Genomic DNA, 26,841 nt, shown 5'->3' with positions numbered 1-26,841 from the left:
TCTTGCAGCTGGAGAATTTGTTGGCTGACACTCCGCCATCGCGAGCAGGCTCGCTCCTACAGTGGGACTTCGTCGTACGCAAATATTGAATCCAATGCAGATCCCTGTAGGAGTGAGCCTGCTCGCGATGGTCTTTCAGCTGGAGAATTTGTTGGCTGACACTCCGCCATCGCGAGCAGGCTCGCTCCTGCAGTGGGACTTCGTCGTACGCAAATATTGAATCAAATGCAGATCCCTGTAGGAGTGAGCCTGCTCACGATGGTCTTTGAGCTGGAGAATTTGTTGGCTGACACTCCGCCATCGCGAGCAGGCTCGCTCCTGCAGTGGGACTTCGTCGTACGCAAGTATTGAATCAAATGCAGATCCCTGCAGGAGTCAGCCTGCTCGCGATGGTCTTTCGGCTGGAGAATTTGTCGGCTGACACTCCGCCATCGCTGGCAAGCCAGCTCCTACGGGGGGCGGGGGATCGTTAGCGGTTGCCAAACCGCTGCCCATTTGCTTGCATACCCCTCCTCGTAGCAGTGCGGTCAAGGAGACCAATGATGAAAACCATGGTGGTGGGTGCAAGCAAAGGTCTGGGCAAAGCCCTGGTCGAAGGTCTGGGTGGTGCAGGCGACACGCTGATCGGCGTTTCCCGCACGCGTCCCGACCACATCAAGCCCCAGGAGGGGGTGCAAGTGCACTGGGTGGAGGCCGATCTGGGTGATGCCATCACGGCAGCCAGGGCCCTTGAACACGCGGTGGCCGAGGACGGACTGGACACCCTGATCTACAACCTCGGGATCTGGGAAACCCTGGCGTTCGACCCTGCCTACGCGTTTCTGGCCGATGACGATGAGCAATTGCAGGCCATCGTCAATTGCAATATCACCTCGCCTATCATGCTGATCAAACGCCTGCTGCCGGTGCTGCTCAAAAGCGCCAACCCGAGAATCATCCTCACCGGATCGACTTCCGGTCTGGCCCGCAGCGGTCGCCCGGAAGTCGCGTTCGGCGCCTCCAAGTTTGCCCTGCGCGGGATGGCCGATGCGTTGCGCGAAGGCTACCGCGAGCAGCGTCTGGGCGTCACCTGCCTGAACCTGGGTTACCTCAATACCGAAGACGACTTCAATACCCCAAGGTCAACTGCCGAACAGCGCGGCGACGGGCAACTGATTCCGGTGCACGACGTGGTGCAGGTGGTGCGCATGGCCCTGAGTTTGTCTTCGGCCAGTTTCGTCAGGGAGATCACACTGCCGGCGATTCTCGACGAGCGTTTCTAAGTACATATGATTCGGCGAACGCGGGTTCCCCAACGGCGGCCTGATCGACTACCATGCGGCCGCCGGTTTCCACATGGGATTAATAGGGAATCCGTGATGCTCGCGCAGCATCAAACGGAACTGCCCCCGCAACTGTAGGTGCTGAGCCTGCTCCACGACTGCCACTGGGATCACGCCCGGGAAGGCCGGAGCCGGGTGATGACGCACCAGTCAGGAGACCTGCCGGCCAAGCAAATCACTAACCGGCGGGGTGTCCGGGAAGGACATCCTTGGCGTGTGGGTCACCCTGGTGATCAGCAGTGCACTGCATTTCCGGCAGCGTTCGATGATGTGTTTCCAGACCGTATACCTCTGCTCCGTATACGGTTCTACTGGAGATCGCCCCATGCTGCTGCCCCGCTTCGCCACCCTCTTCATGGGCCTGGGATTGTGTGCCCTTGCCCAGGCGGCACCGACTCAATACCCCCTGACCGTGGAAAACTGCGGCAGCACCCTGACTTTCCAGCAGGCGCCAAGCCGCGCCGTGACCATCGGCCAGGCCGGCACGGAAATGCTCTATGCCATGGGCTTGAGTGACCGCCTGGTGGGTACCTCGCTGTGGTTCAACGATGTGCTGGGGCGCTACCAGAGCGAGAACGCCAAGGTTGAACGCCTGGCCGATAACGAGCCGAGTTTCGAGGCGGTGATCGGCAAGCGTCCGCAGCTGGTGGCGGTGGAACTGGAGTGGATGGTCGGCCCGCAAGGCGCGGTCGGCACCCGCGAGCAGTTCCACGAACTGAACATCCCGACTTACCTCATGCCTTCCGACTGCGAAGCCAAGGACAACCTGGTGGGGGCCGACGGCACTCGGCTGGAGGCGTTTCGCATCGACAGCCTGTACAAGAGCGTCAGCCAGCTGGCGCAGATCTTTGATGTACAGGACCGTGGCGAACAGCTGACCGCCGAGCTCAAGGCCAGCCTGGCGAAGTCCATTGCCCTTGTGCAGGACAAGGACCTCAAGCACACCAGCGCGCTGTTCTGGTTCTCCAGCGCCAGCCTCGATATCGACCCCTATGTCGCCGGCCACAAGGGCATTCCCGACTTTATGCTTAACACCCTGGGCGTGCGCAACGTGGTGCAGTCCAATGAAGAATGGCCAACGGTCGGCTGGGAAACCATCGCCAAGGCCAACCCGACTTTCCTGGTGATCGCGCGGATGGATCGCCGCCGCTTCCCCGCCGACGACCATGAAAAGAAACTGGCCTTCCTGCGCAGTGACCCGGTCACTCGCAACATGGATGCTGTGAAAAACAACCGCATCATCATCCTCGACGCCATGGCGATGCAGGCCAGCCTGCGGATGTTCGATGGCCTGGAAACGCTGGCTACCGCCATCAACGGCTACGACCTGCCGAAATGAGCGCAACGCTGATTCGCACCCTGCTGGCCTTTGTCACCCTACTGCTGGCGGTAATCGCCGGCGTGGCCATTGGCGAAACGCCGATCGAGCCGGGCGTGGTTTTCCAGGTGTTGGCCAACAAGTTGTGGGCGGCCGGTCATGTACTCGACCCGATCGACGAGGGCATTGTCTGGAACTACCGCCTGACCCGCGCCCTGGTGGCCGCTGCGTGCGGCGCAGGGCTGGCAACCTGTGGGGTGATCCTGCAGTCGCTGCTGCGCAATCCACTGGCCGATCCCTACCTGCTGGGTATTTCCGCGGGGGCGTCCACCGGGGCGGTACTGGTGGCGTTGCTGGGGCTGGGTGCCGGGGCGATTTCGTTGTCTGTCGGCGCGTTTGCCGGGGCAGTCGCAGCCTTCGCCCTGGTGATTCTGCTGGCGCGGGTCAGCGGCTCGGCCAGCGGCACCGGGCAAATTATTCTGGCGGGGATTGCCGGGTCGCAGCTGTTCAACGCGCTGACGGCTTTCCTGATCACCAAGTCCGCCAGTTCCGAGCAGGCGCGCGGCATCCTGTTCTGGCTGCTGGGCAATCTCAGTGGCGTGCGCTGGCCGTCGGTGTGGTTATCGGTGCCCGTGGCGCTGCTTGGCCTGGCGGTGTGCCTGTGGCACCGGCGGGCGCTGGACGCGTTCACGTTCGGGGTTGACTCGGCAGCGTCCCTCGGCATCCCGGTGCGGCGCGTGCAATTCATATTGGTGGGCAGCGCGGCGCTGGTGACGGCGGTGATGGTGTCGATCGTCGGCTCGATCGGTTTCGTCGGGCTGGTCATTCCCCACGCCGTGCGCCTGTTGCTGGGCACTCGCCATGCGCGCCTACTGCCCGCCAGTGCACTGGGCGGCGCGCTGTTCCTGATCGCCGCAGACGTGTTGTCGCGAACCTTGATCAAGGGCCAGGTGATCCCGGTCGGGGTGATTACCGCGCTGGTGGGCGCGCCGGTGTTTGCGTTGATCCTGGTCGGGCGGAGGAATGCCCGATGAGTCTCGCCGAGGCGGTACTGAGCTGCTCCGGGCTGGGCTTCGATGTTCGCGAGGCGCGGCTGCTGCACGACGTTCAGCTGCAGATTCAATGCGGGGAAACCTTGGGCATCGTCGGGCCCAACGGGTCTGGCAAATCAACCTTGCTCAAGTTGCTCGCCGGGGTGCGCGAGCCTTCCCGGGGCGAAGTCATTCTGGGCGGCACACGCCTGGGCAATTTGCCACGGCGCACGATTGCGCAAACCCTGGCGGTGGTCGAACAGCAGGCGGACACCGATGACGCCATCAGCGTGCTGGACGCCGTGTCCCTGGGCCGCACACCCTGGCTGTCAGCGTTGCGTCCGTGGTCCCGGGAGGACGCGCAAATTGTCCAGCAGGCGTTGGTTGATGTCGACGCCGCGCACTTGAAAAACCGCACCTGGCGCAGCCTTTCCGGCGGTGAGCGCCAGCGCGTGCACATCGCCCGCGCCCTGGCGCAACGGCCGCAGATCCTGCTGCTGGATGAGCCCACCAACCACCTGGACATCCAGCATCAGCTGGCCATTTTGCAAGTGGTACACGCGCTGCCGGTGACTACGGTGATCGCCCTGCATGACCTCAACCAGGCCCTGACTTGTGATCGGCTGGCTGTGCTGGAGCGGGGTCAGCTGGTGGCGCTGGGCAAGCCCTTGGAGGTGCTCACTCCCGAGCGCCTGCAGGCCACTTTTGGGGTGCAGGCGCATTACCTGGTGGACCCGTTCGATGGTAAGCAGATTCTGCGATTTCGCGGTTAAGGGGACATCTGCGGACAAGAGTGGCCATGTAGGAGTGAGCCTGCTCGCGATTGCCCTGGGTCAGTTGACATAGATGTTGGATTTGACGGCCTCATCGCGAGCAGGCTCACTCCTACAGGGGGCTGCGATGGGCGATGGATCTGCGGACAACCATGGTGCAAATGTAGGAGTGAGCCTGCTCGCGATTGCGCTGGGTCATTTGACACAGCTGTTGAATGTGGCAGCCCCTCTTACGAATACGCTCCAACCATCCACTTAACCCGCGCCAACGCCATCTCAAGCGTATCGATATCCACCGACCCCAACGCCAACCGAATCGCATGGGGCACATGCGCCGATGTGGCAAACGGCTCAGCCGTCGACACAGCAATATTCGCCCCCATCAACGCCTTGGTAATCTGGTCGGCGCGGGCATCTTCGGCCAGCGGCAGCCACAGAAAATAAGATGAAGGATGGGTCACACAACGCAGCCCATCCAGCGCACGCAACGCGACGATTTGCCTGGCCTGGGCGTCCGCACGCTTCTCGGCTTCCAACTGCATCACCGTGCCATCGTCGAGCCAGGCGCAGGCGATCGCGGTCATCACCCCCGGGGTGTTCCAGGTGGTGGAGCGGATGGCTCGTTCAATAGCAGGCACCTTGTCCAGCGGCGCGGCGACGAAGCCGACTCGCAGCCCGGTGGCAATGCTCTTGGATAAACCGGACACGTAAACGGTCCGTTCCGGCGCCAGCGTAAACAGTGGTGGCGGCGGGTTTTCAGCGAGGAACGCGTAGGCCGCGTCCTCGATAATCAGCAGCCCGTGCTTGCGCGCAATCGCCACCAATTGCTCACGCTGCGCGGCAGGCATCACCCAGCCCAGGGGATTGTGCAGCGTCGGCATGCTGTACACCGCGCGCACTCGCCGACTGCTGCAGAGTCTTTCCAGGGCATCGAGATCCGGACCGCCGGCACCGCCAGGAATCGGCGCGATTTCCAGGTGCAAGGCTTCGGCCAGCACCTTGAAGCCTGAGTAGGTCAAGGCGTCTGCGGCGATCACATCGCCTGGTTTGAGCAACGCCATCATGGTCACCGCCAGGCCATGTTGGGCGCCGCTGACCATCAGTACTTGCTGCGCGTCGACACTCAACCCTCGCGCGCCCAGATGTCGCGCTACCGATGCACGCTCGTGCAGACGGCCCGCGTGCGGCTGGTAACGCAACAGCGCCTCCAGATCACCGCCAGCGGCCAGCTGGCGCAACGCACTGCGCAGCATCTCGCCCTGCCCCGGTAGCGACGGATAGTTGAAGTTGAGATCGATCATGCCGGCCGCGACGTCCTGCTGATCGATCCCCAGATTCGGTGGCAGCGAGGTCTCCCGCACGAAGGTGCCGCGTCCGGTTTCGCCACTGACCAGGCCCATGGCTTCAAGCTCGCCATAGACGCGGCTCGCCGTCACCAGCGCCAGCCCTTCACGGCTCGCCAGTTGGCGGTGAGTCGGCAAGCGGGTGCCAGGCAACAGGCGACCGGCGCGGATATCGGCGGCGAAGGCATCCACCAGAGATTTGTAGCGTGAGCGCGGCATGGGCGATGTATCCATGACAATTTTTTGATTGTTATCGATTCTCGACCCTAGGATGGATTTCTGCAAATTTGAGTGTGACTAAATGGAACGTGCATCGAACCTGCAAAACACCGGCCTGGAAAAAACCAGCAGCGGCTGGCTGAACGGATTCATCGGCGTGTTGATCTTCAGCGGCTCGCTGCCCGCCACCCGCCTGGCCGTGCTGGAGTTCGATCCGGTGTTCCTCACCGTCGTCCGCGCCAGCATCGCCGGGGTGCTGGCGCTGTGCATGCTCTGGCTATTCAGGGAACGGCGCCCTGCCCGGCAGCAACTGATGCCCCTGGCCATCGTCGCGCTGGGCGTGGTGGTCGGTTTCCCGTTGCTGACCGCACTGGCGTTGCAGTACGTGACGTCCGCCCACTCGATCGTCTTCGTCGGCCTGCTGCCACTGGCCACGGCGATATTTGGCGTATTGCGCGGCGGCGAACGTCCGCGCCCGGTGTTCTGGTTGTTCTCGATTCTGGGCAGCCTGCTGGTAGTCGGTTTTGCCCTGTCCCAAGGAGTGAGCGCTTCGCCTGTCGGCGACTTACTGATGCTGGCGGCGATCCTCGCCTGCGGCCTTGGTTATGCCGAAGGCGCAAAGCTGTCCCGGACCCTTGGCGGCTGGCAGGTAATCTGCTGGGCGCTGCTGTTGTCGTTGCCGGTAATGGCGCCATTGGCCTGGTGGCTGGCGCCACCGACCTTCTCGGGCATTACTCCGTCGGCCTGGGTGTGCCTGGGGTATGTGTCGATTTTCAGCATGCTGGTGGGCTTTGTGTTCTGGTATCGCGGACTGGCCCAGGGTGGTATCGCGGCGGTCGGCCAGCTGCAGTTGCTGCAGCCGTTTTTCGGCCTGGCTCTGGCGGCCACGCTGCTGCATGAGCAGGTCAGCCCGGCGATGCTGGGGGTGACGGTGGCGGTGATTGTGTGTGTGGCCGGGGCGAAAAAATTTGCCAGGTGACAGTGTCGGCGCCAGCTCCCACTCATGCAGCGATTCGTGATTTCATAGCACCTTGACTGGCAATTATTGAGGAAACATCGTGGTTACTTGTTATCTGAAGTACGTGCTTGATCCTTACCAACTGAAAGCGTTCGAGTACTACGCCAAGCTGTGGATTCCGTTGGTGGAAAAATTTGGTGGCCAGCATCACGGCTATTTCCTGCCTTCGGAGGGCGCGAACAATATCGCCTTGGCGATGTTCACGTTCCCGAGCCTGGCGGAGTACGAGCGTTATCGCCACGACTCAATGCAAGACCCGGAGTGCATGGCTGCCTTCAAATATGCCGAGGAAACCAAGTGCATTCTCAGTTATGAGCGCAGTTTTTTCCGGCCGGTGTTTGGGGATTAACTCAGGCTTTTTGTGAAACAAATCCTGCTTCGACTGCCGAATCGATGATCAAGCTGGCGGGGACATTGATCCAGGTTGCCGCGTCAATGTCGCCTGCCCCCGCCAGCCACTGTTCCACCATCTGATAACCGAGCGTGTAGCCCAGCCATTTCGGGTGAATTCCGGTGCCGAAAAACCACGCGTTGTGATCGTAGTACGTGGCGTCCAGGGCTTGGCGCTCGACCGGAGTACACAGCAGGTCGGCGCTGCTCACCGCCCTCTCCCACGGTTCCGCTTCGCTGCCGAGCAACTGCCGCACGAACTGGCCGGCCAGACCCTCGCTGATCAATGCCTCACCAAGGGTCCAGCCGTATCCGGGACCCGCCATGCGCAGGCAGTGATGCACCTCATGGATGATCTGCCGATGCAGGGTGCCGTTGCGCAAGCTCGCGAGGAAATTCGGATTGTGCGGATCGACAGTCATGGAAAACATGCTGCTGCGGTATGCGCGCCCGACGATGCCCATTTCCGGGATGGTTTCGCCGGGCAGTACCTGAATCAGAATATCCAGCCTGGGCGGCGGCCGCAGGCGCGAGAGAGTCTGGTAAGCCGCAGCGAATTCGCCGGTCAACTCGGCGCGAAACTCGGCCAGGTCGCCCGAGGCTTGCAGCCAGTGCAGTGTCCATGAGTCCATTCATCTATCCCTTCAATCGTGGTGGAAGCTAAGCTCAGCCAGCCAAGCGGCCAATCATATCCAGCGGAAGCCAGTCTGACCATGCGCCTGAGAACTGCAATCCTCGCCCTCCTGAACCTTGCCATATTGACCACGGCCAGCGCCGAGCCCCGGCCCGGGCACATGGTGTATTTGCGCACCATAGACCCGAGCATCGAGCAGGACATCCGTTACGCCAGTGCCCATAACTTTACCGGTCACGCACTTGATGGGTATCTCGCCGCCGAGTGCCTGTTGTCCCTGGAAACCGCCCAGGCCCTGGCCCAAGTGCAGAAGACCCTGCGCGCGGAGGGTTATGGCTTGAAGGTCTTCGACTGCTATCGCCCCAGCCGTGCGGTGGCCGACATGGGTCGCTTCGCGACTCAGCCGGGTGACCCGCGCAAGGCCGAGTTCTATCCGCGGGTGGACAAACAGGACTTCTGGCGACTGGGTTATGTGGCGCGGGTTTCGGGGCATTCCAAAGGCTCGACCGTCGACCTGACCCTGACTGGACCTGCGGCGTTGCCGGCGGCCAAATGGACCCCTGCGGCCACGCCGGTCGACTGCACTGCACCCGTTGACCAGCGTTGGCCCGACGGCGCGCTCGATATGGGCACCGGTTTTGACTGCTTCGATGAGCGCGCCCACACAGCGAGCACGGCGATCAATGCCACGGCACAAGCCAATCGCCAGCGGCTCACCAGCGCCATGGAGAAAGCCGGCTTTACCGGCTATTCGAAGGAGTGGTGGCACTTCACATACACTGGCGAAGGGGGAAACAAGCAGGTGATGGATTTCCCGATCACTGCCCTGAGCACCCGCGACCTGATCGACGCCAGTCAGCAGTTGGTGGTGGTCACCAGCAACAATTGGGACGACATTCAGGGTCGCGCCCAGCGCTATGAACGCGATGGCAGCACTTTTCGCAAATCCGGCGACGCCTTTGCCGTAGTTGTCGGCAAGCACGGGATGGCCTGGGGCAAGGGCACGTTCGAACCCGGCGCCGGCCCGGTCAAACGTGAGGGCGACGGCAAGGCACCTGCGGGCGTATTCCCCTTGGGCACGGCGTTCGGGTTTGATTCGAGCGCATCGACGAAACTGCCGTACCTGGCACTGACGCCGTCCATCGAATGCGTGGATGACAGCCAGTCCACGCGCTACAACGAACTGGTGGACGGCGCTGCCATTGCCAAGGACTGGAACAGCTCCGAGCACATGCGCAGCGAGGATGTGCTGTATCGCAGAGGCATTTTCATCCAGCACAACACCCCGGCAACCTCCGGCGCAGGCTCGTGCATCTTCTTCCACATCTGGCGCGGCCCCACTTCGCCGACAGCGGGGTGCACGGCCATGGACACGGCGGACATTACCCGTCTGCTGGATTGGCTGGACCCTGGTCAATCTCCGCTGCTGGTGCAAATGCCCGAAGCGCAATACCAACAAGTTCGCTCAGCCTGGGGCCTGCCGGAGCGCTGACTTTCAGCGCTGCTGCAAATCGAGGCAGTAGGTGTAGTAACCGCTGTCGCGCACGTAACCCAGCGATTCGTACAGGCGCTGGGCGTTGAGGTTGTCGGTGGCGGTTTCCAGCACCATGCCTTTGCCGCCCGACAACACGACATAGGAGCGTGCGGTGTTCATCAGCAAGGTGGCCACCCCGCGACCGCGGGCATTGGGCGTGGTGAACAGGTCCCCGAGCAGCCAGGTGCGGTGGGCGTCGATGGAGGAAAACGTCGGGAACAGCTGGACGAATCCCAACGCCTCGCCGGTGTCGTCCTGGGCCAGGAAAATCACCGATTCGTCCCGGGCGATGCGCTCGGCGACGAAAGCACGCGATTGCGCCAGGTTGGAGGGTTGGCGGTAGAAAACGCGATAGGCGTCGAACAATGGAGCGATCAGTTCGAGATGGCTGGCGTCAGCACGCAGGGCCTGGAGGGACATGGTCGGTTGTCTCTGTGGGGGTGGATTGGGGTATTGTTGGTAGGCAAGGATAGATCAAAAGATCGCAGCCTCGATTCTCTCCTCAGCCCCTACGACCCGCCTCTTGAAATGGACCTCAAATGAAAACCGACTGGCAACAAATCCGCGACATGATGAACACCGTCATCGATACCTGCGAACAGCTCGAAGCAGCGGGTTTGCGCGAGGAACATCGCGATGTGACCGTGCACGTCAACGGTATCGATTGCACGGTTCAGGAGTTTCTGATCAGTGCCTGGACCTTGCCGGAAAACATCCGCTACCAGATCATTCGTGAGCGCCACGAAACCAGGGATGACCTGCCCTACGTGCCCGAGGCGGCAAGGATCCTGGTGGCCATGGCGCAGGCATGCGCAGAGCTCGTGGGGGCCCGCGACAGTGCGCCGGCGAAGACTGCCATTGAAGGAATGAATCATTGGTACAAGGCTTATGCGGTGCCTCATATGACGGCTGCGATCAAGGGCGCTGGATAAAGATTAAGCGTGTATTCCATATGAACGCGGCGCCCTCAATACCTTCGCGAGCAAGCCCGCTCCCACAGGAATGTGCGTCGTTGTAAAACCCTTGTTCACCGCAGATACCCTGTAGGAGCTGCCAAGTGAAACGAGGCTGCGATCTTTTGATCTGGCTTTTCAGGGTCAACAGATCGCAGCCTCGTTTCACTCGGCAGCTCCTACGAAGCGTCCGGCAATCTAGAATGTCTTGCTGACGCTCGCGACCACCGTAGCCGTGCACAGATCACCATAGCCATACCAGCTTGCGCATTCGCTTTGCGACAGGTCGGTATCTACGTAGCTCAGCCCCCAGGTCACGCCGACAAAATCGCGGCTGAGTTTGGCTTCCCATTCGTAGTAAGCGTCGCGGTTATCGCCGCTGCCGGACCAGTAGGCCGGGTCCTTGACGTCGCCGCGACCCACGCGCAGGTCCAGCCCCACATCAGCTGGCAATTCGATTTTATAGGCGAGGTAGGTGTAGAGCGTATCCTGGTCTTCGCCAAACACGTTGGGCGTGTCGTTGGAGTAGTAGACGCCGAGCTTGACCCCGTAGACGTCGAGAATGCCGTACGCCTCACTGAAGTTGAATTGCCCCTCCTTTGGATAATCGTACTTGAGATAACCCAGGTCGAGGCTGATGGCATCGGTCGCCTGCCAGTAGTAACCGGCGAAATACTCGAGCTCCTGGCGAGTCTTGAACGGGCCGCCGAAATCCACGTTTGAAGTCCAGGCGCCAACGTACAGGCCGCTGCTGTGGACTAGCGTGGCGCCGGCCTGGAGCGCCGGATCCCCCAAGGTCTGGGAAATCCCGCGAGTACGGTAGTCGCTGACGGCGGCCAGACTCAGGTCCAGGCTGAAGTCTTCATCGAGCGCCATGGCCTGGGACGTCAAGGGCGCCAGGGCCAGGCTGGCGAGGGTGAACAATGCGCGCAAGTTCATACGATTCTCTTGTTGTTATGGGGTGGCAGGAATTTCGGGCGTGCGGATGCCGAGCTCCTCGTGGGGCGAGGAGCCAGGGGGGTTTTTTCAGGGGTGGTAAAGCCGCGGTCAGGACGCCGGGGCGTAGACCTCTTTGCCGGCGAAGAAGGTTTTCAACACCTGGGTGTCGAACAGCTCATCGTCGCTGACCTTGAACACGTCGCGGTCGAGGATGATCAGGTCAGCCTGTTTGCCGGGTAACAGCGAGCCGATCTGTTTCTCCAGGCGCAAGGCTTTGGCGGCGTTGATCGTGTAAGCATAAAACATGCTCTGGCGGTCGAGGCTTTCCTTGGCATTCAACACCCCAAGCGGGCCTTTTCGGGTGCTGGCCTGGGCGATGGCATTCCACGGATTGGGGCTGGATACCGGCCAGTCACTGCCGCCGGCGATCAGCGCGCCAGCGTCATGCAATGAGCGCGCAGGATATTGGTAGCCATAGGCAAACGCGCTGATGTACGGCTTGACCAGTTCCACGGTATAGCTCTCCCCCGTGGCCCACAGTAATTGCATGGAAGCGATCACCCCCAGTTGCTTGAAGCGGGCAAATTCCTTGGGGTTGACCAGCTGCAGGTGGCTGATGCTGTGCGGCATGGGCGTCGGATTGAGCTTGCGTGCATACTCAAAGGCATTGAGCGATTCACGCACCGCGCGGTCCCCGACGGCATGCATGTGCACTATCCAGTCGCGCTGTTCTGCGGCCACCACCAAGTCGCCGAAGCGGGCGGGATCAATCAGCAGTTGACCGTCTTTGCCACTGTTCTTGAATGGCACGATCACCGCGGCTGTCTGACCTGGGAACTCCAGCACGCCATCAGCAAAAATCTTCAGGCCCGGGAAGGTCAGGTTGGGCACGCCGGCAAATTTCTGCACGACCTTGTCCAGCACTGCCAGGTCGGCCGGTTTGCTCTTCGGATTGGTCAGCAGCAAGGCCGCCACATGCGCCGTCAGTTCGCCCTTCTCAGCCAGTTCGCGGTATAGCGGCAGCACGCCGAAGCTCTGCTCGGTGGCGTTAAAATCGAACAGCGAGTCAGCGCTGCCGGCGTTCGCCGCAGCGTCCATCCAGGCAGTGACGCCGTATTGATTATTGACCCTGACAGCTTCTCGCGCCGCCTGCAGCATGACCTGCTGGCTGGGTGGCGGAATCTGGCTGCGGACCTGGTCCCAACGCGACTCGGCAAAGTAACCGGTGGGCGTGAAGTCCTTCTCGTGGCCGACGTAGCTGCGCTCGGATTCCGACAGGCTCTGCACCAGCGCGGCGTCGATCTTCAGGCGCTTGAGCATGGCGTTGTTGGCCCAGCCGGTATGCCCGTCGATGCCGCTCAGCACCAACGGTTGATCGGCCCAGCGGCCCTGATTGAAGCGCTCGCCGAGCTCCCGGCTGTTCTCCCAATAGGCCGAGCTGACCCCGGCGATGCTGATGACGTCACCGGCACGAGCGCGTCCGGCCTGGTCCTGCTCGATGATCCATTGCTCAAGTTCCGGCAGCGGCTTGACCTCATCCAGCAGCGTCGCGCCCATGCTGTCGAACGCCGCCACCACCGGGTGACTGTGGCTGTCGATCATGCCGGGCATCAACACCTTGCCCGCCAGGTCGATGCGCTGGGTACGCTCATCGGCCAAAGCGTTGATCTGGGCATCGCTGCCTACCTGAAGAATCTTGCCATCTTGCACGGCCACGGCCTGGGCCAGCCCCTGCCCCGGTTCGGCGGTGAATACTTTGCCGTTGAACAACACCAGGTCGGCGGCAGCCAGCGCTTGCAGCGAGGTCACAGCCAGCGCGGCAGCCAACAGGTTGGGAAAAAATCGTTGCATGGGAGTGCTCTCTGGTTTTTTTATTGAGCGGTCGGGGTGACTGAAGCTTGGGACAACGCTTGCGGGTCAAGGCCTACAAAAGGCGCCTTGGCCCACACCACCTTGCCTCCGACGACGGTCAACAGCACCTCATTGCGGCCCAGTTCTGCTTCCGGCACCTGCATGAAGTTACGGTTGAGGACGATAAGGTCGGCGAACTTGCCGACTTCGAGCGAGCCGGTGACGCTCTCCAGCTTCAGCTGTTGGGCGGCATTCAGGGTGATGGCTCGCAGCGCAGCGCTGCGCGACAGGGCCGGGTCGGCATTGAGCTTGCCGGCATAGTCGGGCCCATAGCTGTGAGGGTTCAGCGGATCGCCAGAGCGGGTGACGCCAATTTTCAGCGCGAGAAACTCGTCCAGCGGATCGACCGGCCAGTCGCTGCCATAGGCAATGCGCCCACCGGCGTTGGCGATGCTGCCGGACGGTTCCATGCGGGCAAAACGTGCCGGCCCCAGATGTTCGTTGGTGCCGTCAACGGTGGACGGTGCCTGCTGCGCCCACTGAAAGGACATGGTTGCCGTCACATCGAGCGCCTTGAAGCGCGGATAGTCGGCGGGGTCCACCGATTCGGCGTGGGCGATGGCAGGTCGGAAATCGCTGCCGGGCAGCTGCCGGCGCACGTATTCGACACTGTCCAGCGAGGCGCGCACGGCCCGCTCGCCGGTTGCATGCAGGTGCGGATCCAGACCCGCCTCGACAGCCTTGAGCAACAACGGGTTGAGCGTCTGCGAGGGGAAATACAACTCGCCGAGATTTTTGCCCGGGGTCCACTTGGGGGCCTTCTCGGTCCCGCTGTTTTGCAGGTAAGGCGTCAACATCGCACCGGTGTCCGCAGGCGCATTGATGATGCCGTCCATGAACAATTTAACGTGGCGCATGCTCACGCCCGGCGTCGGTTGGGCTTCGCCCTGGTCGTAGGTGGCGGCCAGGGCCTTCGCTTCGGCGATGGTCTTGGTAGGGTCTGCTGCGGCGGCCGCCGGGTCCAGCTTGATGGCCAACAGCGCGCGGGCGGTAAGCTCGCCCGAGTGTTGCAGTTGGGTGAATGCCCGGGCAGTTTCCGCCCCCGACAAGGCATCGAAGAAACTGGTGATGCCTTGCTGGCGCATGGCGTCGAGTGCGGCGCGTATCTGCAGCAACTTCTGTGCATCGCTGGCAGGTGGTATCACGGCGGCCATCGATTCGGCGGCGCCGTCTTCGCAGATACCCGTGGGATTGCCAGCGCTGTCACGGGCGTACTTGCCGTCGCTGGGATCAACCGTCTGCTTGTCGATGCCAGCGAGCGCCAGCCCGCGTGAGTTGACCAGCACGGTATGGAAGTCGCTGGAGCGCACCTGGATCGGACGTTTGGTCTTGAGCGCGTCCAGCGTCGACTTGTCCGGGTCGCCATCGAGCCCGTCCATGCCCATGCGGTCCCAGCTGCCGACCTCCAGCCAGACATCCGGTCCTTTGTCCGGCTCGGCATCCAGGCAGGCTTGAATCCGTTCCTGGAATACCTTGCGGGTCATGGTCTGGTATTTCAGGTCGCACAAGGTCATGGCCCGGCCACCGTCACCGGGGTGCATGTGTGCATCGACGAAGCCCGGCATCAGCATGCGCCCGGCCAGGTCGATCAGCTGGGTCTGTTTGCCAATGTACGCTGCAGCCCCCTGGTCGCTGCCGACATAGACGATCTTGCCGGCCGTAACCGCGATCGCCTGTTGTACGGCATTCTGACCATCGACGGTGTAGACATAACCGTTGCGCATGACCATGTCGGCGCCGTTGGAAGCCTGGGTCTGACAGCCCACCAGTGACATGAAGGAAAATGCCGCTACCGCGATACCCAGCCTGGAGAATTTCACCTGCCTCACCTCTGTTTTTATAGTTTTCGAAGCGCCCGCTCAAACTGCCGTGCCAGCCCCGTATTTGCAGGGCCTACCCTATAGGGCGCGGCGTTTGAATGGACCTCTACAAATGAGGAGGGTGAGGGAAATAGTTGCGCTTGCGCGCGCTTCAGCCGGATTTGGCCAGCGTGTTGGCAGAGGGTGAGCGCAGCGCCGATCCGAGCTCGACCTTGCTCTTCACCCCAAGCTGCACATAGCAATTACGCAAGTAGGTGCGCACGGTTGCCGGACTCAAGGCGAGGATCTTGGCGATTTCCTTGTAGGAATGGCCGGCGGCAAACAACATGGCCGCCGTGCGCTCCCGGGGTGCGAGCACCACCCCGCGTGACAGGGATTCCAAGGACAGGATCACATGCTCGCCGTTAGGCGAAAGTGTCAGGGCGCAGCGCCCCAGGCGCATCACGCACGGCGCCTTGGCCAGCTGGGCAATTACCTCAAGGGGCAGGGTCGACCCGTCCCATTGCGGCAATTCGCGCTGGATCGCCGCGCCCAGGGCAGCACCGATGTACAGCAGGCTGCCATCCATGCGGGCGACGCCGAAGTCGCTCGCGCCATTGCCGGTGTCGACGCGGATCATGTCCTGCACCTGGAACCGCCACAGCTGCAGCAGATGATCACAGAAGGCGCTGAACAAAGCCGCCTCGCCCTGTTCGAACGCGAGTTCATGTTGGCCGCGATACAGGCACACAAAAAACATCAACCCGCTTTCGGGCAACTCGAAGGTGATGCACATCGCATGGAACAGGTCGTGCCGCCGGGCAAAGGCACTCACTACTTCGTCCAGATCGTCATAACCGCTGTCGCGCACGACGGTGCCGGGCTGGCTCAAAGTGTCATGGGAAAAACTGTCCGCATCGGCACCCTTGTGCCATTCCACGGCGAAGGATTCGGGCAGGTCGATTCGCCCGTGCATCCAGCTTTTCGGAGGGATATTGACGCCCGACACCGACATCTCGCCCCACCAGGCCGACGCAAAAGGCACCAGTGCACGGAACGCCTGCAGGCCGTCTTCGATGAATCGGGATGAACGAAGATCGCGGGCCAGCCGACCCAGTTCCAGTACGCAAAGATTGAACGCCTTCAGCGTTGCCACCGCTACCTTGGCGCCGCCCTCGTCTCCCTCCTCCATTGGTTTTTATCCTGATCATTACACAACGTATTGCTTTGACGATGCCATAGCCTTGGCTGTTGCGTCCAGTTCATCACGAGCTGACGCCAGCGCGGGGTTTGCGCCGATGGCCTGGGCGTAAAGACCTTGCTGGCGATCTCGCGCAAAGGCGTGAAGATCAGGTCGCCGAGCGAGTGGTAGCGCCCAGGGCCCTCGCCCGCGAGGCCAAACTGCAGTGTTTCAGGCTTTGAAGTGGTGAGGTACAGCGTGCCGAACATCCAGTCCCACAGTGACAGGTTAACGCCAAAATTCTTGTCGAAATGGCGCGGCGCATTGCTGTGATGAATCTGGTGCTGGGCCGGGCTGTTGAGCACGTGCTCGATGGCCGGGCCAAACGATAACCATACGTGGCTGTGCCGCAGGTTCGCCGCCAGGCCGTTGAGGATGAACACCAGGTAGGTCACGCCGAACAGGGTATAGCGGCTGACTTCGCCGCCACAGGCATACCAGACCACGCCGGCACAGGCGCCGACGCTCAGGCTGATGGAGAGTTTCTCCACGACCTTTTCCAGAAAATGCACGCGGCTGGCCGTGGCGGGCACAAGCACTTGCGCCGAATGGTGGACCTTGTGAAAAGCCCACAGCCAGCGAGTATGAAAGGCGCGGTGGGTCCAGTAGTGGGTGAAGTCGCGCATCAGAAACACGCCCAACCCATAGAGCATGGACAACCCGAGGTGTTGCTGCACCTGCACGCGCGCTCCCCACAGGTTGCTGAAAAACCCAACATAGTCGGCCGAGCGCAGGATGTAGGGGTCGACCAGGCCCACGATGGGCAGCACCAGCGCGACCTTGAGGATGGCGCGTACAAAGAAGTAGCGGTAATCCAGCAATGCAGAGGGGTGGAAGTGCACCTGGTTGGCACCGATGAATTGCCAGAAGGTTTGTGCATCCGTCAAACCGCGTTGCTTGCGATAGCGAAACAGGCTGTAGGCGACCGCGTAGGACACGCCAAGGAACAGCAGGCCGAAGCGCCCGTTAAGGTCGAAGATGCCCAGGAACTGCTGGACGACCGGTTCGATCACCCACGCCTTCAGGTAGCCAGAGAAAATCTCGACAACTTCCACGACAGGTTCGCCTCAGCCAAAGGAAGGACGTGGGGTTGATGGAACAGGCGATAAGTGTAGCTGTGGATCGAGATCAGAGCTTGATTTCGTTGGCGGGCGTGACGTCGATGCGACCCACCGGGCCGGTCAGGTGGGCCAGGGTCTGGTTGTGCTCGGCGATGATGTCTTCGGCAGTCAGATTGCCGTTGTCGACCGTGGAATGCGCGTCGGCGGCAAGTACCACGTCGTAGCCCAGGTCATGCGCCTGGCGCACGGTGGCGTTCACGCAGTAATCGGTTTGCAGGCCGCAGATGATCAGGCGATCGACTTCCCGCTCTTGCAGCAAATCTTTGAGTGGAGTCTTGTGGAAGGAATCCCCGGTGGTCTTGCGTACGCGCAGGTCTTCGGATGAGGTGACCAGCTCCTTCGCCAGTTGCCAACCTTCGGAGCCCCGTTGCAGCAAATCGCCCGGTTCTTCGTGCTGGACCAGCACCACAGGAATCTTGGCCGCCCTGGCCCTGGCACTGAGCGTGTTGATGCTGGCGATCACTCGTTGGATGTCGAAGCATTCGTACTGGCCGGTGCACAAGGCGTGCTGTACGTCGATGATCAGCAGTGCGGTGGTCATGATTGTCCTTCCTTGATGTGTGGAGACAGGCGGCACATCCGCCGTGCGTTGTAGCAGCGGCCGAGCCCCGCGAGGCTGCGTCGGCGGTCGCAGCATGTTAACTGGACAGCAACCGCTGCGCGATCGACGCAGCCTCGCGGGGCTCGGCAGCTGCTACAGGACAGAAAAATAATTCTGTGCCCTTTTGAAGATCAGTAACCGAGTGATAAGCCGGTGTTGCGTCGCGGGTCGTTGGCGCCGTAGAAGCGGTTGTTGCCAACTGGTTTACCCTCAAGCGAAGGCGCGCCGACGAGGATCGCTGCGACGTGGTTGGCGTCCTGGGGACCGGCAAATTTGTGGCCCATGCTTTCGAGCATCTTCACGGTGTCGGGGCTGGTGGTGAAGGTCTCCAGGTTGGTTTCTTCCGGCAGCCATTGCTGATGGAACCGCGGGGCGTCCACCGCTTCCTGGATGTTCATCCCGTAGTCGATCACGTTGAGGATGGTCAGCAGGGTCGCGGTAATGATGCGGCTGCCGCCGGGGGTGCCGACGACCATCACCACCTTGCCATCCTTGGTCACGATAGTCGGGCTCATCGACGACAGCGGCGCCTTGCCGGGAGCGATGACGTTGGCCTCGCCTTGCACCAGACCGTACATGTTCGGCACGCCGATCTTGGAGGTGAAGTCGTCCATTTCATCGTTGAGGATGACCCCGGTCTTGCTGGCCATGACGCCCGCGCCGAACCAGTCGTTGAGGGTGTAGGTCACCGAGACCGCATTGCCCCATTTATCGACAATCGAGTAATGGGTGGTGTTACTGCCTTCATGAGGCGCAACGCCGGGCTTGATCTCGCGGGACACGCCGGCCTTTTTCGGGTCGATGACGGCGCGGACCTTGGTCGCGTAATTCTTGTCGAGCAGGTGCTCGATCGGATTCTTCACGAAGTCCGGGTCGCCCAGGTAGCTGTTGCGGTCCACGTAGGCATGACGCATGGCTTCGATCTGGTAGTGCATGCCCTGGGCCGAGCGATAACCCAGATCCTTCATCGGATAGCCATCGAGGATGTTCATGATCTCGCAGATCACCACGCCGCCAGAGCTGGGTAGTGGCGCCGAAACCACGTGATAACCGCGGTAATCGCACTCCACCGGGGCCAGTTCGCGGGTCTTGTACTTGTCGAGGTCGGCCTGGGTGATGATGCCCTTGTTGGCTTGGCTGGAGGTGACGATGGCGTCGGCCACCCAGCCTTTATAAAAACCGTCGGCGCCCTTTTCGGAGATTTCCCGCAGGGTTTTGCCCAGGTCCTTTTGCACCAGTTTCTGCCCGACCTGCATCGGTTCGCCGTTGCTCAGGAAGATCGAGCCGGAATCCTTCATGTCTTTCTTGAAGACGTCGGTGGCGTATTCGAGCAGCTCGACATCGCCCTGCTCCAGGGTGAAACCGTCTTCGGCGAGCTTGATCGCCGGGGCGATGACCTCCTTGCGCGGCTTGGTGCCGTATTTCGACAGGGCCAACTCCATGCCCGAGACGGTGCCCGGCACGCCGACTGCCAAATGGCCGCGGGTACTCAGGTCCGGAACGACATTGCCTTCTTTATCCAGGTACATGTCGGCAGTCGCGGCCAACGGCGCTTTTTCCCGGAAGTCGAGGAAGGTCTTGCGTCCGTCGGCCAGCTGGATGGTCATGAAGCCACCGCCGCCGAGGTTGCCCGCTGCGGGATAAACCACCGCCAACGCATAGCCGACTGCGACGGCGGCATCGACAGCGTTGCCACCGTTCTTGAGCACGTCGACACCAATGTGGCTGGCCAGGTGCTGGGCGGTGACAACCATGCCGTTTTCGGCCGCGACCGGGGCCACGGAGGCGGCATAGGTAGAAAGGCAGCTGAGCGCCAGGGAGGTCGCTATGAGCGATTTGGCAAAGGGTTCGAACTTCATGATTCGGTCTCTTTTTGTTTTAAGGTTCGGGAGCAAACAGAGGAACGTTTCAAGAGCAGTACGAAGTATGGTCGCGATCGCGAATTGCGCCTCCCCGGCGCCGCGGTATCCTTTGTCGGAACCTCCTCAGGAAGCCTGCTCGAGCTGCTCGTCGAACTCTTTCAAATACTTGCCTGCCAGTGTTTTCTTCTGCGTCTCGCTCAGCAGTTTCCCGGCGCTCTGGAAGAATTTCTGCTCCTCTTCCTTCAAGTGGTGATGGACCTTCTCCGACAGTTTCTTCGCCGTAGCCAGCCAGGACGGGCTGGACATCTCGGTCTCGTCGAGGGTCTCCATCATCTCGTCCATCTCGTGATGCTCGGAAATTGCGTGACGGCTGAGGTCAACGCCGTTGTCGAATTCCATCAACGGGATGTAGAAATGCCGCTCCTCGGCAGTTTCGTGAGCCTGCAGTTCGGCCTTCAGGCGCTTGTAGGCCTCGGCCCGCTCAGGGGTATCGCCACTGGTCTGGATCAGCGCATCGGCATAGGTACGTTGACGTTCGTGGCTTTCACGCAAGGCTTCAAAAATATTCACGGGTGGTCCTCATCGGCTGCGTTCTCAAATGACGCTGTTAAGGCTAGACATTTGCGCTTGCGCGACAGTTCCACTGCAGGGCTGGATCAACTTCCCCGCGCCGCGCTACGCTGCAGGCCGATTCACTATGGCCATAAGGATTTAGCTGATGACGCTACGCATTGAAGCCACGCAAAACCCCACTGAAGAAGAGCACCAGGCGATTCTCCTGCCGCTGCGCGCCTACAACGCCTTAAAGGCGGGCGTCTCCAAACCGCAGCCGATCGCCCTGCTGGTGCGCGACGAGCACGGGCAGATCCTCGGCGGCCTGTATGGCCGGGTGTTTTACCAGTGGTTGTATATCGAGCTGCTGTCGGTGCCGGAAAGCGCCCGGGGACAGGGCCTTGGATCACGGCTGATGCGCATGGCCGAGGATCACGCCAGGGAGAAGGGATGCCTGGGGATCTGGCTCGACACCTTCGAGTTCCAGGCGCCGGGGTTCTACCGCAAGATGGGTTATAGCGAGTTCGGGCATATCGCCGATTACCCACCGGGGCACAAGCGCTTCTTTTTTCAGAAGCGCCTGATCAACGCCGCCTGACCCTGTAGGAGCAAAGCTTGCTCGCGATGGCATCGCCGATGGCGTACCGCGTTATCGTTCATCGCGAGCAAGCTTTGCTCCCACAGGGGGGGCTTCATCTACAGGCAGGTCGCCAACGCCGCCAATCGGCGCTTGGCCACGAAATCGTCCTGCTGGGCGTAATAGCTCAACACGGTCCCCGAAGCATCGGTGGTCACGTCCACGAACGATTCCGCCGCACGGGTGTAGACGGTCGACCCGCCCTTCTCGCCCGCCTGCAGGTAGGCGCCGGCGTCGACGCCGAACACCGCCTCGTCCTGCCAGGAAAACTGCACGCACTGGGCCACGACTTTTTCAGGTTTGTCCGACTTCAGGGTGCGGTATGGGGTTTTGCTTCGAGCATCGTTCATCACCGAGCCCGCGCAGCCCGTCAGCAGGGTAGCGGCCAGGGCCAGCAGGAGAATTCGCATTGCGTTCACTCATCAGGAAAAAGCCGACTGTATCATCCAGGCACTGCGTTTCATTCTGCTTTACTTTATTTATACCGCGACACCGCGTGATGATTCGCGCACCCTGTCGCGCCATAAACGTCGCATTGCCCCGATTTGCGGGCGCATTTTCTGGAAAGGCCATGACACCTAACGCCGAATACTACAAACCTACCGCCGAATACGCCGACAAGCTGATCAGCCAGATTGGCCAGACGCCGTCCTGGATCGCCAAGCGCATCGGCGTCACCGACAAGCGCATTCGCTACATCCTTGATGGCGAACGCACCGTCAAGGGCGAGACCACCCCGATCCAGATGACTTACCCCGAGCAATTTGCCCTCGAATGCCTGGCGGCTGCGGCCAAGGCCAGCAAGAAACAGAACGCGTAACCCTTGCAAAGGAGCAACCATGGCGGCATCTGAACAGCAACACGAGCAGGCACTGAAGAAGTTTCTCGACCAGCGCCCGCAATTGCGCGTCGAACTCGACAACCTCAACCCGCTGTTGGCCCAGGCCAAGGGCGAGACTGCCGCGCAGTATCGCGAGGAACGCCTGCACGAGGCTTTCGAGGCCGAGGCTGAAAACCTTGGTTTGTTTGCCTGGGAGCTGACGCTGCAACTGACCGCCGCCAGTGAGGCGGACTATCAGGCACAGCGCCTGGAAGTGCACCGCGAAGTGGCCGAGATGGCGGGCATGGACTGGCTGGAATATTGCGAGTTATATGGGTTGGGTAAATAACCCATGCTCAAGGATGCCAGCACCGATGTTGCCCTCGCCCTCCAGTAACCGCGCCAGCGACGGTCATCTGCACGCTCGTAAATGGCGCGGGCGCATCGGCCTGTCGCTGGTTGCCAGCCTTTCGGTGCTCGCCGGCATGACTGATGCCATTGGCTTCATGGCCAGTGGCGATTTCGTCTCGTTCATGAGCGGCAACACCACCCGCCTCGCGGTGGCCATCAGCGACGGCGATTTCAGCCTGACCTTGCGCCTGCTGATCCTGGTCGCCACCTTCGTCATCGGCAATGCCCTGGGGATCGTGGTCAGCCGGCTCGGCGGTCGTCGGGCGTTGCCGTTGTTGATGTGCATCGCCATGCTGCTGTGCGGCGCTGCGGCCTGGCCTTATGAAGAACAGTTGCCCGCCCTGCTGGCGGCGATTATTGCCATGGGCATGCTCAACGCCGCTGTGGAAGAAGTGAACGGCCTGCCGGTCGGCCTGACCTATGTGACCGGTGCCCTGTCGCGTTTTGGCCGCGGCCTGGGCCGCTGGATGCTCGGGGAACGGCGCAACGGTTGGCGGGTGCAACTGATTCCCTGGACCGGGATGTTCGTCGGCGCGGTGCTGGGGGCGGTGCTGGAACACTACCTGGGGCTCCAGGCGCTGTATGTGAGCGGGTTGCTCGCCGGGGTGATTGGGTTGTTGGCATTGAAGATTCCACGGCGGTGGCAGTTGGGGTATATGCCGCGGTAGATCCGGTATTGGTGTCGATACCAAGGCCGCTTTCGCGAGCAAGCCCGCTCCCACATTTTGATCGAGTACGCACTGGGGAATGCGGTCAACTGTGGGAGCGGGCTTGCTCGCGAAGGCCGCGACACAGTCTTAACCTAAACCCCCATAAAGCTTTATCATGCTCGCAGTTTCGCTGATCGAGTCCGTCATGAAGTTCGCCATCGCGCTGTTTTCCGCCGCCCATGCGCCCTCCTCGCGCCGTGCACTGCTGTTTGCCCAGGCCGCGCTGGCCGGGGGGCATGAGATTGTTCGGCTGTTTTTTTATCAGGATGGCGTCTACAACGCATCGACCAGCGTGGTGACGGCCCAGGACGAGCTGGACCTGCCGCGGCAATGGCGCGAATTTGTCGCCGAGCATCAGCTCGACGGCGTGGTGTGCATCGCCGCCGCGCTACGCCGTGGTGTGTTGAACGAAGAAGAAGCCAATCGTTACCAGCGCTCGGTCGCGGTCGGTGCGCCGTGGGAGCTGTCCGGCCTTGGCCAGTTGCACGACGCGGTCCAGGACGCCGACCGATTGATCTGTTTCGGAGGCGCGTAACATGGCCAAATCCTTGTTGATCATCAGCCGCCAGTCGCCCTGGTCCGGGCCCAGTGCCCGGGAAGCGTTGGACATCGTGCTCGCCGGCGGCGCCTTCGACCTGCCTATCGGCCTGCTGTTTCTCGATGACGGAGTGTTCCAGCTTGCCGCCGGACAGGACGCCAGGGCCCTGCAGCAGAAAGACCTCAGTGCCAACCTGCAGGCGCTGCCGATGTTCGGTGTCGACGACCTGTTCGTCTGCGCCGACAGTGCCGCCGCGCGGGGCCTGGGCAGTTTTGCCCTGGACGAGGCCCAAGTGCTGGGCAGCCACGAAGTCACCGCACTCATTGACCGTTACGACCAGGTGATCACCCTCTGATGTCGACCTTGCATGTGTTGTCTCATTCCCCGTTCGGCGACGACCGCCTGACCAGTTGCCTGCGCATCATCGGTGCAAACGACGGACTGCTGCTCAGTGGCGATGCGGTCTATGCCCTGCAACCGGGGACTGCGCCTTTCGACGCGTTGAACACTCGTGAACTGAACCTGTTCGTCCTGGCCGAAGACGCCCAGGCACGGGCGGTGAGCGTTCCAGGCTGGGCCACCAGCATCGACTACCCGGCCTTCGTCGGATTGTCGATCCGCTACGACAAGGTCAACACTTGGCTATGAAGACGCTGACTGTCGGCGCCCGCGCCATCGAAGTGGACAAGGACGGCTTCCTGGTCGAACTCGGCGACTGGTCCGCCGAAGTGGCCAGCGCCCTGGCCGCCGCCGAAGATATAGAGCTCGGCCCAGAGCACTGGGAGATCCTCGAACTGCTGCGCAGTTTTTATGCCGAATTCCAGTTGTCCCCGGCCACCCGGCCGCTGATCAAGTACACCGCGTTGAAGCTCGGTCCGGAAAAAGGCAACAGCCTGCACCTCAACCGACTGTTCAAAGGCACCCCTGCCAAACTCGCCGCGAAACTGGCGGGCCTGCCCAAACCGACGAATTGCCTATGACCGACTACCCAGTGCTGACCCTCGAAACGCCCGCCGAACACCCGTTCGCCCAGTTCGTGAGGATCCTCGGCAAAGGCAAGCGCGGCGCCCGCGACCTTACCCGCGAGGAAGCGCGAGAAGCGATGGGCATGGTGCTCGACGACAAGGTCGAGGACACCCAACTGGGTGCGTTTCTGATGCTGTTGCGGCACAAGGAAGAAAGCGCCGAGGAAATGGCCGGCTTTACCGAAGCCTTGCGTCAGCGCTTGCAGGCACCGCAGTTGCACGTCGACCTGGACTGGCCGACCTACGCCGGTAAAAAGCGCCACTTGCCCTGGTACTTGCTGGCAGCCAAGTGCCTGGCGCAGAACGGAGTGCGAATCTTCATGCACGGCGGCGGCGCACACACGGCCGGTCGGATGTACAGCGAGCAGCTGCTGCAAGGCTTGAGTATTCCGCTGTGCCGCAACTGGCAGCAGGTGGGTGCCGCGCTCGATAATGGCGGCCTGGCGTTCATGCCGCTGGTGGACTGGGCGCCGCAATTGCAGCGCATGATCGACCTGCGCAACACCCTGGGCCTGCGTTCGCCGATCCATTCCCTGACCCGCATTCTCAATCCGCTGGGTGCGCGCTGTGGCCTGCAAAGCATCTTCCATCCCGGCTACCAGGCGGTGCACCGCGATGCCAGCGGCCTGCTCGGCGACAACGCAATCGTGGTCAAGGGTGACGGCGGCGAAATCGAGATCAACCCGGACGCCGACAGCCACCTCTACGGCACCACCGGCGGCGTAAGCTGGGACGAGGAATGGCCGCAGATGTCCAGCCAGCGCCACGTTAAGCCTGCGGCACTTGACCCTGGGCACCTGCAAGCAGTCTGGCGCGGCGACGTGGTCGACAGTTATCCGCAGATGGCCCTGATTGCGACCATGGCCCTGGCCCTGCGCGGTCTCGGCCAACCCCGGGAGCAAGCCTTCGAAACCGCCCGGCAGTACTGGGAAGCTCGGGACAGATCGATTTAACCGATCATAACCGCCCAACCTTTGCGCTTTTTGTTCGAACCTATCGGAATAGACTCCTCTCCAACGCATATTGGTTGAGGAGTCTTGAACATGGGTTTGTTAGTCGAAGGTCGCTGGCACGACCAGTGGTACGAAAGCAGCAAGGACGGCGCATTCCAGCGCGAGCAGGCGCAGCGTCGCAACTGGGTGACTGCCGATGGCCAGCCTGGCCCTAGCGGAGTCGGTGGCTTTGCAGCCGAAGCCGGGCGCTATCATCTCTACGTTTCCCTTGCCTGTCCCTGGGCCCATCGCACCCTGATTCTGCGCAAGCTCAAAGGTCTGGAAGACCTCATCGACGTGTCGGTCGTCAGCTGGCTGATGCTGGAGAACGGCTGGACCTTCGACCAGAACCTCGGCTCAACCGGTGACCCGCTCGATCACTTCGAGTTCATGCACCAGCGCTACACCGCTGATACAGCGAACTACACCGGCCGGGTCACGGTTCCGGTGCTGTGGGACAAACAGCAGCAACGCATCGTCAGCAACGAATCGGCGGAGATCATCCGCATGTTCAACAGTGCGTTCGATGATCTCACCGGCAACGACCTGGACTTCTACCCGGCCCCGCTGCGTGGCGAGATCGATGCGCTGAACGAGCAGATTTATCCAGCGGTGAACAACGGCGTGTATCGCGCAGGGTTCGCCACCTCGCAGCAGGCTTACGAGGAAGCGTTCGACGAAGTGTTTGCGCAGCTGGATCGGCTGGAAGCGTTGTTAGACGCCAATCGCTACCTGGCAGGTGAATACCTGACCGAGGCGGATGTTCGGCTGTTTACGACCTTGATTCGGTTTGATGCGGTTTATCACGGGCACTTCAAGTGCAATCTGCGGCGGATTGCCGATTACCCGAACCTGTCGAATTGGTTACGCGAGCTGTATCAGTGGCCGGGGATCGCCGGGACCGTGGATTTTACTCACATCAAGAATCACTACTATGGCAGTCACAAGACCATCAATCCGACCGGGATTGTGCCTAAGGGGCCGCAGCAGGATTTTACTGCCGGGCATGACCGGGCGAGGTTGAGTGGGAAAGGGGTTTGGCAGCGGAGCTGAGTCTGATCTGGGTTCTGCTTTGGATTGTAAGGCCCAATCGCGAGCAGGCTCACTCCTACAGCGAATCGTGTTCAACCACAAATCTGTGGCAAACA

General features: G+C 61.5%; 30 protein-coding genes and 1 riboswitch. Of the genes, 18 read left to right on the top strand and 12 right to left on the bottom strand.

Translation table 11 applies throughout. The annotated features are described in order from the left end of the window. The first annotated feature begins 542 nt into the window (after positions 1-542). The 4 genes from ORL50_RS18870 (at position 543) to ORL50_RS18855 (ending at position 4,444) form a co-directional block, all read left to right on the top strand. Positions 543-1,262 (top strand): SDR family NAD(P)-dependent oxidoreductase, encoded by a 720-nt coding sequence (locus ORL50_RS18870; RefSeq protein ID WP_266017181.1) that lies wholly within the window; start codon positions 543-545, stop codon positions 1,260-1,262. A 46-nt stretch (positions 1,263-1,308) separates the two neighbouring features. Beyond that, a riboswitch (cobalamin riboswitch) is annotated at positions 1,309-1,503 on the top strand. A gap of 144 nt (positions 1,504-1,647) precedes the next feature. After that, entirely contained in the window at positions 1,648-2,661 is a 1,014-nt protein-coding gene (locus tag ORL50_RS18865) for an ABC transporter substrate-binding protein (RefSeq protein WP_266017180.1), read from the top strand. Beyond that, a complete protein-coding gene (locus ORL50_RS18860) occupies positions 2,658-3,674 on the top strand; it encodes a FecCD family ABC transporter permease (protein WP_266017178.1) in 1,017 nt (338 codons plus the stop codon). The genes ORL50_RS18865 and ORL50_RS18860 overlap by 4 nt, the downstream gene beginning before the upstream one ends. Further along, positions 3,671-4,444, top strand: a complete 774-nt coding sequence (locus tag ORL50_RS18855; protein ID WP_266017177.1) for an ABC transporter ATP-binding protein — start codon at positions 3,671-3,673, stop codon at positions 4,442-4,444. Before ORL50_RS18860 ends, ORL50_RS18855 begins: the two co-directional genes overlap by 4 nt. Before the next feature lie 230 nt (positions 4,445-4,674). Here the strand turns inward: ORL50_RS18855 and ORL50_RS18850 are convergent, their stop codons facing one another. Next, a complete protein-coding gene (locus ORL50_RS18850) occupies positions 4,675-6,006 on the bottom strand; it encodes an aminotransferase-like domain-containing protein (RefSeq protein WP_266017176.1) in 1,332 nt (443 codons plus the stop codon). 82 nt (positions 6,007-6,088) lie between these two features. Here ORL50_RS18850 and ORL50_RS18845 point away from each other — a divergent pair, with 82 nt between their 5' ends. Both ORL50_RS18845 and ORL50_RS18840 read left to right on the top strand, forming a co-directional pair. Beyond that, positions 6,089-6,985 (top strand): DMT family transporter, encoded by an 897-nt coding sequence (locus tag ORL50_RS18845; protein ID WP_266017174.1) that lies wholly within the window; start codon positions 6,089-6,091, stop codon positions 6,983-6,985. Positions 6,986-7,064: 79 nt separating this feature from the next. Beyond that, a complete protein-coding gene (locus ORL50_RS18840; protein ID WP_266017173.1) occupies positions 7,065-7,373 on the top strand; it encodes an NIPSNAP family protein in 309 nt (102 codons plus the stop codon). 1 nt (position 7,374) lies between these two features. Here the strand turns inward: ORL50_RS18840 and ORL50_RS18835 are convergent, their stop codons facing one another. Continuing rightward, positions 7,375-8,046 carry a DUF2268 domain-containing putative Zn-dependent protease gene (locus ORL50_RS18835; protein WP_266017172.1) on the bottom strand — a complete coding sequence of 224 codons (672 nt, stop codon included), beginning with the start codon at positions 8,044-8,046 and terminating at the stop codon, positions 7,375-7,377. 81 nt (positions 8,047-8,127) lie between these two features. Here ORL50_RS18835 and ORL50_RS18830 point away from each other — a divergent pair, with 81 nt between their 5' ends. Further along, positions 8,128-9,540, top strand: coding sequence for a M15 family metallopeptidase (locus ORL50_RS18830; RefSeq protein WP_266017171.1), 1,413 nt, complete (start codon positions 8,128-8,130; stop codon positions 9,538-9,540). 3 nt (positions 9,541-9,543) lie between these two features. On the opposite strand, the gene ORL50_RS18825 is transcribed toward ORL50_RS18830, so the two are convergent. Further along, entirely contained in the window at positions 9,544-10,002 is a 459-nt protein-coding gene (locus tag ORL50_RS18825) for a GNAT family N-acetyltransferase (protein WP_266017170.1), read from the bottom strand. Between the two features lie 119 nt (positions 10,003-10,121). Between ORL50_RS18825 and ORL50_RS18820 the strand changes: the two genes are divergently transcribed. Then, positions 10,122-10,514 carry a hypothetical protein gene (locus ORL50_RS18820; protein ID WP_266017169.1) on the top strand — a complete coding sequence of 131 codons (393 nt, stop codon included), beginning with the start codon at positions 10,122-10,124 and terminating at the stop codon, positions 10,512-10,514. A gap of 219 nt (positions 10,515-10,733) precedes the next feature. On the opposite strand, the gene ORL50_RS18815 is transcribed toward ORL50_RS18820, so the two are convergent. The 8 genes from ORL50_RS18815 to ORL50_RS18780 form a co-directional block, all read right to left on the bottom strand. Further along, the gene (locus ORL50_RS18815) at positions 10,734-11,474 is read right to left on the bottom strand and encodes a TorF family putative porin (RefSeq protein ID WP_266017168.1); all 741 of its coding nucleotides are present in this window, start codon (positions 11,472-11,474) and stop codon (positions 10,734-10,736) included. A 108-nt stretch (positions 11,475-11,582) separates the two neighbouring features. Next, entirely contained in the window at positions 11,583-13,325 is a 1,743-nt protein-coding gene (locus ORL50_RS18810) for an amidohydrolase (RefSeq protein WP_266017167.1), read from the bottom strand. Between the two features lie 20 nt (positions 13,326-13,345). Beyond that, entirely contained in the window at positions 13,346-15,205 is a 1,860-nt protein-coding gene (locus ORL50_RS18805; RefSeq protein ID WP_266017166.1) for an amidohydrolase, read from the bottom strand. Between the two features lie 151 nt (positions 15,206-15,356). Next, the gene (locus tag ORL50_RS18800; protein ID WP_266017164.1) at positions 15,357-16,376 is read right to left on the bottom strand and encodes a helix-turn-helix transcriptional regulator; all 1,020 of its coding nucleotides are present in this window, start codon (positions 16,374-16,376) and stop codon (positions 15,357-15,359) included. Continuing rightward, the gene (locus tag ORL50_RS18795) at positions 16,343-17,479 is read right to left on the bottom strand and encodes a sterol desaturase family protein (protein WP_266017163.1); all 1,137 of its coding nucleotides are present in this window, start codon (positions 17,477-17,479) and stop codon (positions 16,343-16,345) included. Before ORL50_RS18795 ends, ORL50_RS18800 begins: the two co-directional genes overlap by 34 nt. Before the next feature lie 73 nt (positions 17,480-17,552). Beyond that, positions 17,553-18,086 (bottom strand): cysteine hydrolase family protein, encoded by a 534-nt coding sequence (locus ORL50_RS18790; RefSeq protein WP_266017162.1) that lies wholly within the window; start codon positions 18,084-18,086, stop codon positions 17,553-17,555. A 191-nt stretch (positions 18,087-18,277) separates the two neighbouring features. Further along, complete coding sequence (ggt, locus tag ORL50_RS18785; RefSeq protein WP_266017160.1) at positions 18,278-20,005, bottom strand: gamma-glutamyltransferase; 1,728 nt, start codon at positions 20,003-20,005, stop codon at positions 18,278-18,280. Between the two features lie 126 nt (positions 20,006-20,131). Then, positions 20,132-20,578, bottom strand: coding sequence for a hemerythrin domain-containing protein (locus ORL50_RS18780; protein WP_266017159.1), 447 nt, complete (start codon positions 20,576-20,578; stop codon positions 20,132-20,134). 148 nt (positions 20,579-20,726) lie between these two features. Between ORL50_RS18780 and ORL50_RS18775 the strand changes: the two genes are divergently transcribed. After that, a complete protein-coding gene (locus tag ORL50_RS18775; RefSeq protein WP_266017157.1) occupies positions 20,727-21,158 on the top strand; it encodes a GNAT family N-acetyltransferase in 432 nt (143 codons plus the stop codon). A 98-nt stretch (positions 21,159-21,256) separates the two neighbouring features. On the opposite strand, the gene ORL50_RS18770 is transcribed toward ORL50_RS18775, so the two are convergent. Then, a complete protein-coding gene (locus ORL50_RS18770; RefSeq protein WP_266017155.1) occupies positions 21,257-21,607 on the bottom strand; it encodes a hypothetical protein in 351 nt (116 codons plus the stop codon). Positions 21,608-21,768: 161 nt separating this feature from the next. On the opposite strand from ORL50_RS18770, the gene ORL50_RS18765 reads away from it, so the two are divergent. From ORL50_RS18765 to ORL50_RS18725, 9 genes are all read left to right on the top strand, one after another. Beyond that, a complete protein-coding gene (locus tag ORL50_RS18765) occupies positions 21,769-22,017 on the top strand; it encodes a hypothetical protein (protein WP_266017154.1) in 249 nt (82 codons plus the stop codon). Between the two features lie 19 nt (positions 22,018-22,036). Beyond that, on the top strand, positions 22,037-22,366 hold the full coding sequence (locus ORL50_RS18760; RefSeq protein ID WP_266017152.1) for a DUF6388 family protein: 330 nt from the start codon (positions 22,037-22,039) through the stop codon (positions 22,364-22,366). Between the two features lie 25 nt (positions 22,367-22,391). Continuing rightward, complete coding sequence (locus tag ORL50_RS18755) at positions 22,392-23,096, top strand: YoaK family protein (protein ID WP_266017150.1); 705 nt, start codon at positions 22,392-22,394, stop codon at positions 23,094-23,096. A gap of 187 nt (positions 23,097-23,283) precedes the next feature. Further along, positions 23,284-23,673: a sulfurtransferase complex subunit TusD gene (gene tusD, locus ORL50_RS18750; RefSeq protein WP_266017149.1), complete on the top strand. Its 390-nt coding sequence runs from the start codon at positions 23,284-23,286 to the stop codon at positions 23,671-23,673. A 1-nt stretch (position 23,674) separates the two neighbouring features. Next, positions 23,675-24,031: a sulfurtransferase complex subunit TusC gene (tusC, locus tag ORL50_RS18745; RefSeq protein ID WP_266017148.1), complete on the top strand. Its 357-nt coding sequence runs from the start codon at positions 23,675-23,677 to the stop codon at positions 24,029-24,031. After that, complete coding sequence (tusB, locus tag ORL50_RS18740) at positions 24,031-24,324, top strand: sulfurtransferase complex subunit TusB (RefSeq protein WP_266017147.1); 294 nt, start codon at positions 24,031-24,033, stop codon at positions 24,322-24,324. Before tusC ends, tusB begins: the two co-directional genes overlap by 1 nt. Beyond that, positions 24,321-24,656 (top strand): TusE/DsrC/DsvC family sulfur relay protein, encoded by a 336-nt coding sequence (locus ORL50_RS18735; RefSeq protein ID WP_266017145.1) that lies wholly within the window; start codon positions 24,321-24,323, stop codon positions 24,654-24,656. Before tusB ends, ORL50_RS18735 begins: the two co-directional genes overlap by 4 nt. After that, positions 24,653-25,654 (top strand): glycosyl transferase family protein, encoded by a 1,002-nt coding sequence (locus ORL50_RS18730; protein ID WP_266017144.1) that lies wholly within the window; start codon positions 24,653-24,655, stop codon positions 25,652-25,654. The genes ORL50_RS18735 and ORL50_RS18730 overlap by 4 nt, the downstream gene beginning before the upstream one ends. Before the next feature lie 90 nt (positions 25,655-25,744). After that, positions 25,745-26,746 carry a glutathione S-transferase family protein gene (locus ORL50_RS18725; RefSeq protein WP_266017143.1) on the top strand — a complete coding sequence of 334 codons (1,002 nt, stop codon included), beginning with the start codon at positions 25,745-25,747 and terminating at the stop codon, positions 26,744-26,746. Positions 26,747-26,841 lie beyond the last annotated feature (95 nt).

The organism is Pseudomonas sp. RIT-562 (genome assembly GCF_026241895.1).
Classification (GTDB): domain Bacteria; phylum Pseudomonadota; class Gammaproteobacteria; order Pseudomonadales; family Pseudomonadaceae; genus Aquipseudomonas; species Aquipseudomonas mandelii_F.
Note: the sequence above shows the minus strand (reverse complement) of the source record. Positions and strands in the feature narration are given on the sequence as shown.

Excerpts from the sequence above, each read along its gene's own strand:
- ORL50_RS18845 (WP_266017174.1), top strand. The coding sequence starts at position 6,089 with ATGGAACGTGCATCGAACCTGCAAAACACCGGCCTGGAAAAAACCAGC.
- ORL50_RS18870 (WP_266017181.1), top strand. The coding sequence starts at position 543 with ATGAAAACCATGGTGGTGGGTGCAAGCAAAGGTCTGGGCAAAGCCCTG.
- ORL50_RS18865 (WP_266017180.1), top strand. The coding sequence starts at position 1,648 with ATGCTGCTGCCCCGCTTCGCCACCCTCTTCATGGGCCTGGGATTGTGT.
- ORL50_RS18850 (WP_266017176.1), bottom strand. The coding sequence starts at position 6,006 with ATGCCGCGCTCACGCTACAAATCTCTGGTGGATGCCTTCGCCGCCGAT.
- ORL50_RS18820 (WP_266017169.1), top strand. The coding sequence starts at position 10,122 with ATGAAAACCGACTGGCAACAAATCCGCGACATGATGAACACCGTCATC.
- ORL50_RS18725 (WP_266017143.1), top strand. The coding sequence starts at position 25,745 with ATGGGTTTGTTAGTCGAAGGTCGCTGGCACGACCAGTGGTACGAAAGC.
- ORL50_RS18770 (WP_266017155.1), bottom strand. The coding sequence starts at position 21,607 with ATGCGAATTCTCCTGCTGGCCCTGGCCGCTACCCTGCTGACGGGCTGC.
- ORL50_RS18730 (WP_266017144.1), top strand. The coding sequence starts at position 24,653 with ATGACCGACTACCCAGTGCTGACCCTCGAAACGCCCGCCGAACACCCG.
- ORL50_RS18800 (WP_266017164.1), bottom strand. The coding sequence starts at position 16,376 with ATGGAGGAGGGAGACGAGGGCGGCGCCAAGGTAGCGGTGGCAACGCTG.
- ORL50_RS18855 (WP_266017177.1), top strand. The coding sequence starts at position 3,671 with ATGAGTCTCGCCGAGGCGGTACTGAGCTGCTCCGGGCTGGGCTTCGAT.
- ORL50_RS18790 (WP_266017162.1), bottom strand. The coding sequence starts at position 18,086 with ATGACCACCGCACTGCTGATCATCGACGTACAGCACGCCTTGTGCACC.
- tusB (WP_266017147.1), top strand. The coding sequence starts at position 24,031 with ATGTCGACCTTGCATGTGTTGTCTCATTCCCCGTTCGGCGACGACCGC.
- ORL50_RS18765 (WP_266017154.1), top strand. The coding sequence starts at position 21,769 with ATGACACCTAACGCCGAATACTACAAACCTACCGCCGAATACGCCGAC.
- ORL50_RS18755 (WP_266017150.1), top strand. The coding sequence starts at position 22,392 with ATGTTGCCCTCGCCCTCCAGTAACCGCGCCAGCGACGGTCATCTGCAC.
- ORL50_RS18775 (WP_266017157.1), top strand. The coding sequence starts at position 20,727 with ATGACGCTACGCATTGAAGCCACGCAAAACCCCACTGAAGAAGAGCAC.
- ORL50_RS18760 (WP_266017152.1), top strand. The coding sequence starts at position 22,037 with ATGGCGGCATCTGAACAGCAACACGAGCAGGCACTGAAGAAGTTTCTC.
- tusD (WP_266017149.1), top strand. The coding sequence starts at position 23,284 with ATGAAGTTCGCCATCGCGCTGTTTTCCGCCGCCCATGCGCCCTCCTCG.
- ORL50_RS18860 (WP_266017178.1), top strand. The coding sequence starts at position 2,658 with ATGAGCGCAACGCTGATTCGCACCCTGCTGGCCTTTGTCACCCTACTG.
- ORL50_RS18830 (WP_266017171.1), top strand. The coding sequence starts at position 8,128 with ATGCGCCTGAGAACTGCAATCCTCGCCCTCCTGAACCTTGCCATATTG.
- ORL50_RS18825 (WP_266017170.1), bottom strand. The coding sequence starts at position 10,002 with ATGTCCCTCCAGGCCCTGCGTGCTGACGCCAGCCATCTCGAACTGATC.
- ORL50_RS18810 (WP_266017167.1), bottom strand. The coding sequence starts at position 13,325 with ATGCAACGATTTTTTCCCAACCTGTTGGCTGCCGCGCTGGCTGTGACC.
- ORL50_RS18735 (WP_266017145.1), top strand. The coding sequence starts at position 24,321 with ATGAAGACGCTGACTGTCGGCGCCCGCGCCATCGAAGTGGACAAGGAC.
- ggt (WP_266017160.1), bottom strand. The coding sequence starts at position 20,005 with ATGAAGTTCGAACCCTTTGCCAAATCGCTCATAGCGACCTCCCTGGCG.
- ORL50_RS18835 (WP_266017172.1), bottom strand. The coding sequence starts at position 8,046 with ATGGACTCATGGACACTGCACTGGCTGCAAGCCTCGGGCGACCTGGCC.
- tusC (WP_266017148.1), top strand. The coding sequence starts at position 23,675 with ATGGCCAAATCCTTGTTGATCATCAGCCGCCAGTCGCCCTGGTCCGGG.
- ORL50_RS18815 (WP_266017168.1), bottom strand. The coding sequence starts at position 11,474 with ATGAACTTGCGCGCATTGTTCACCCTCGCCAGCCTGGCCCTGGCGCCC.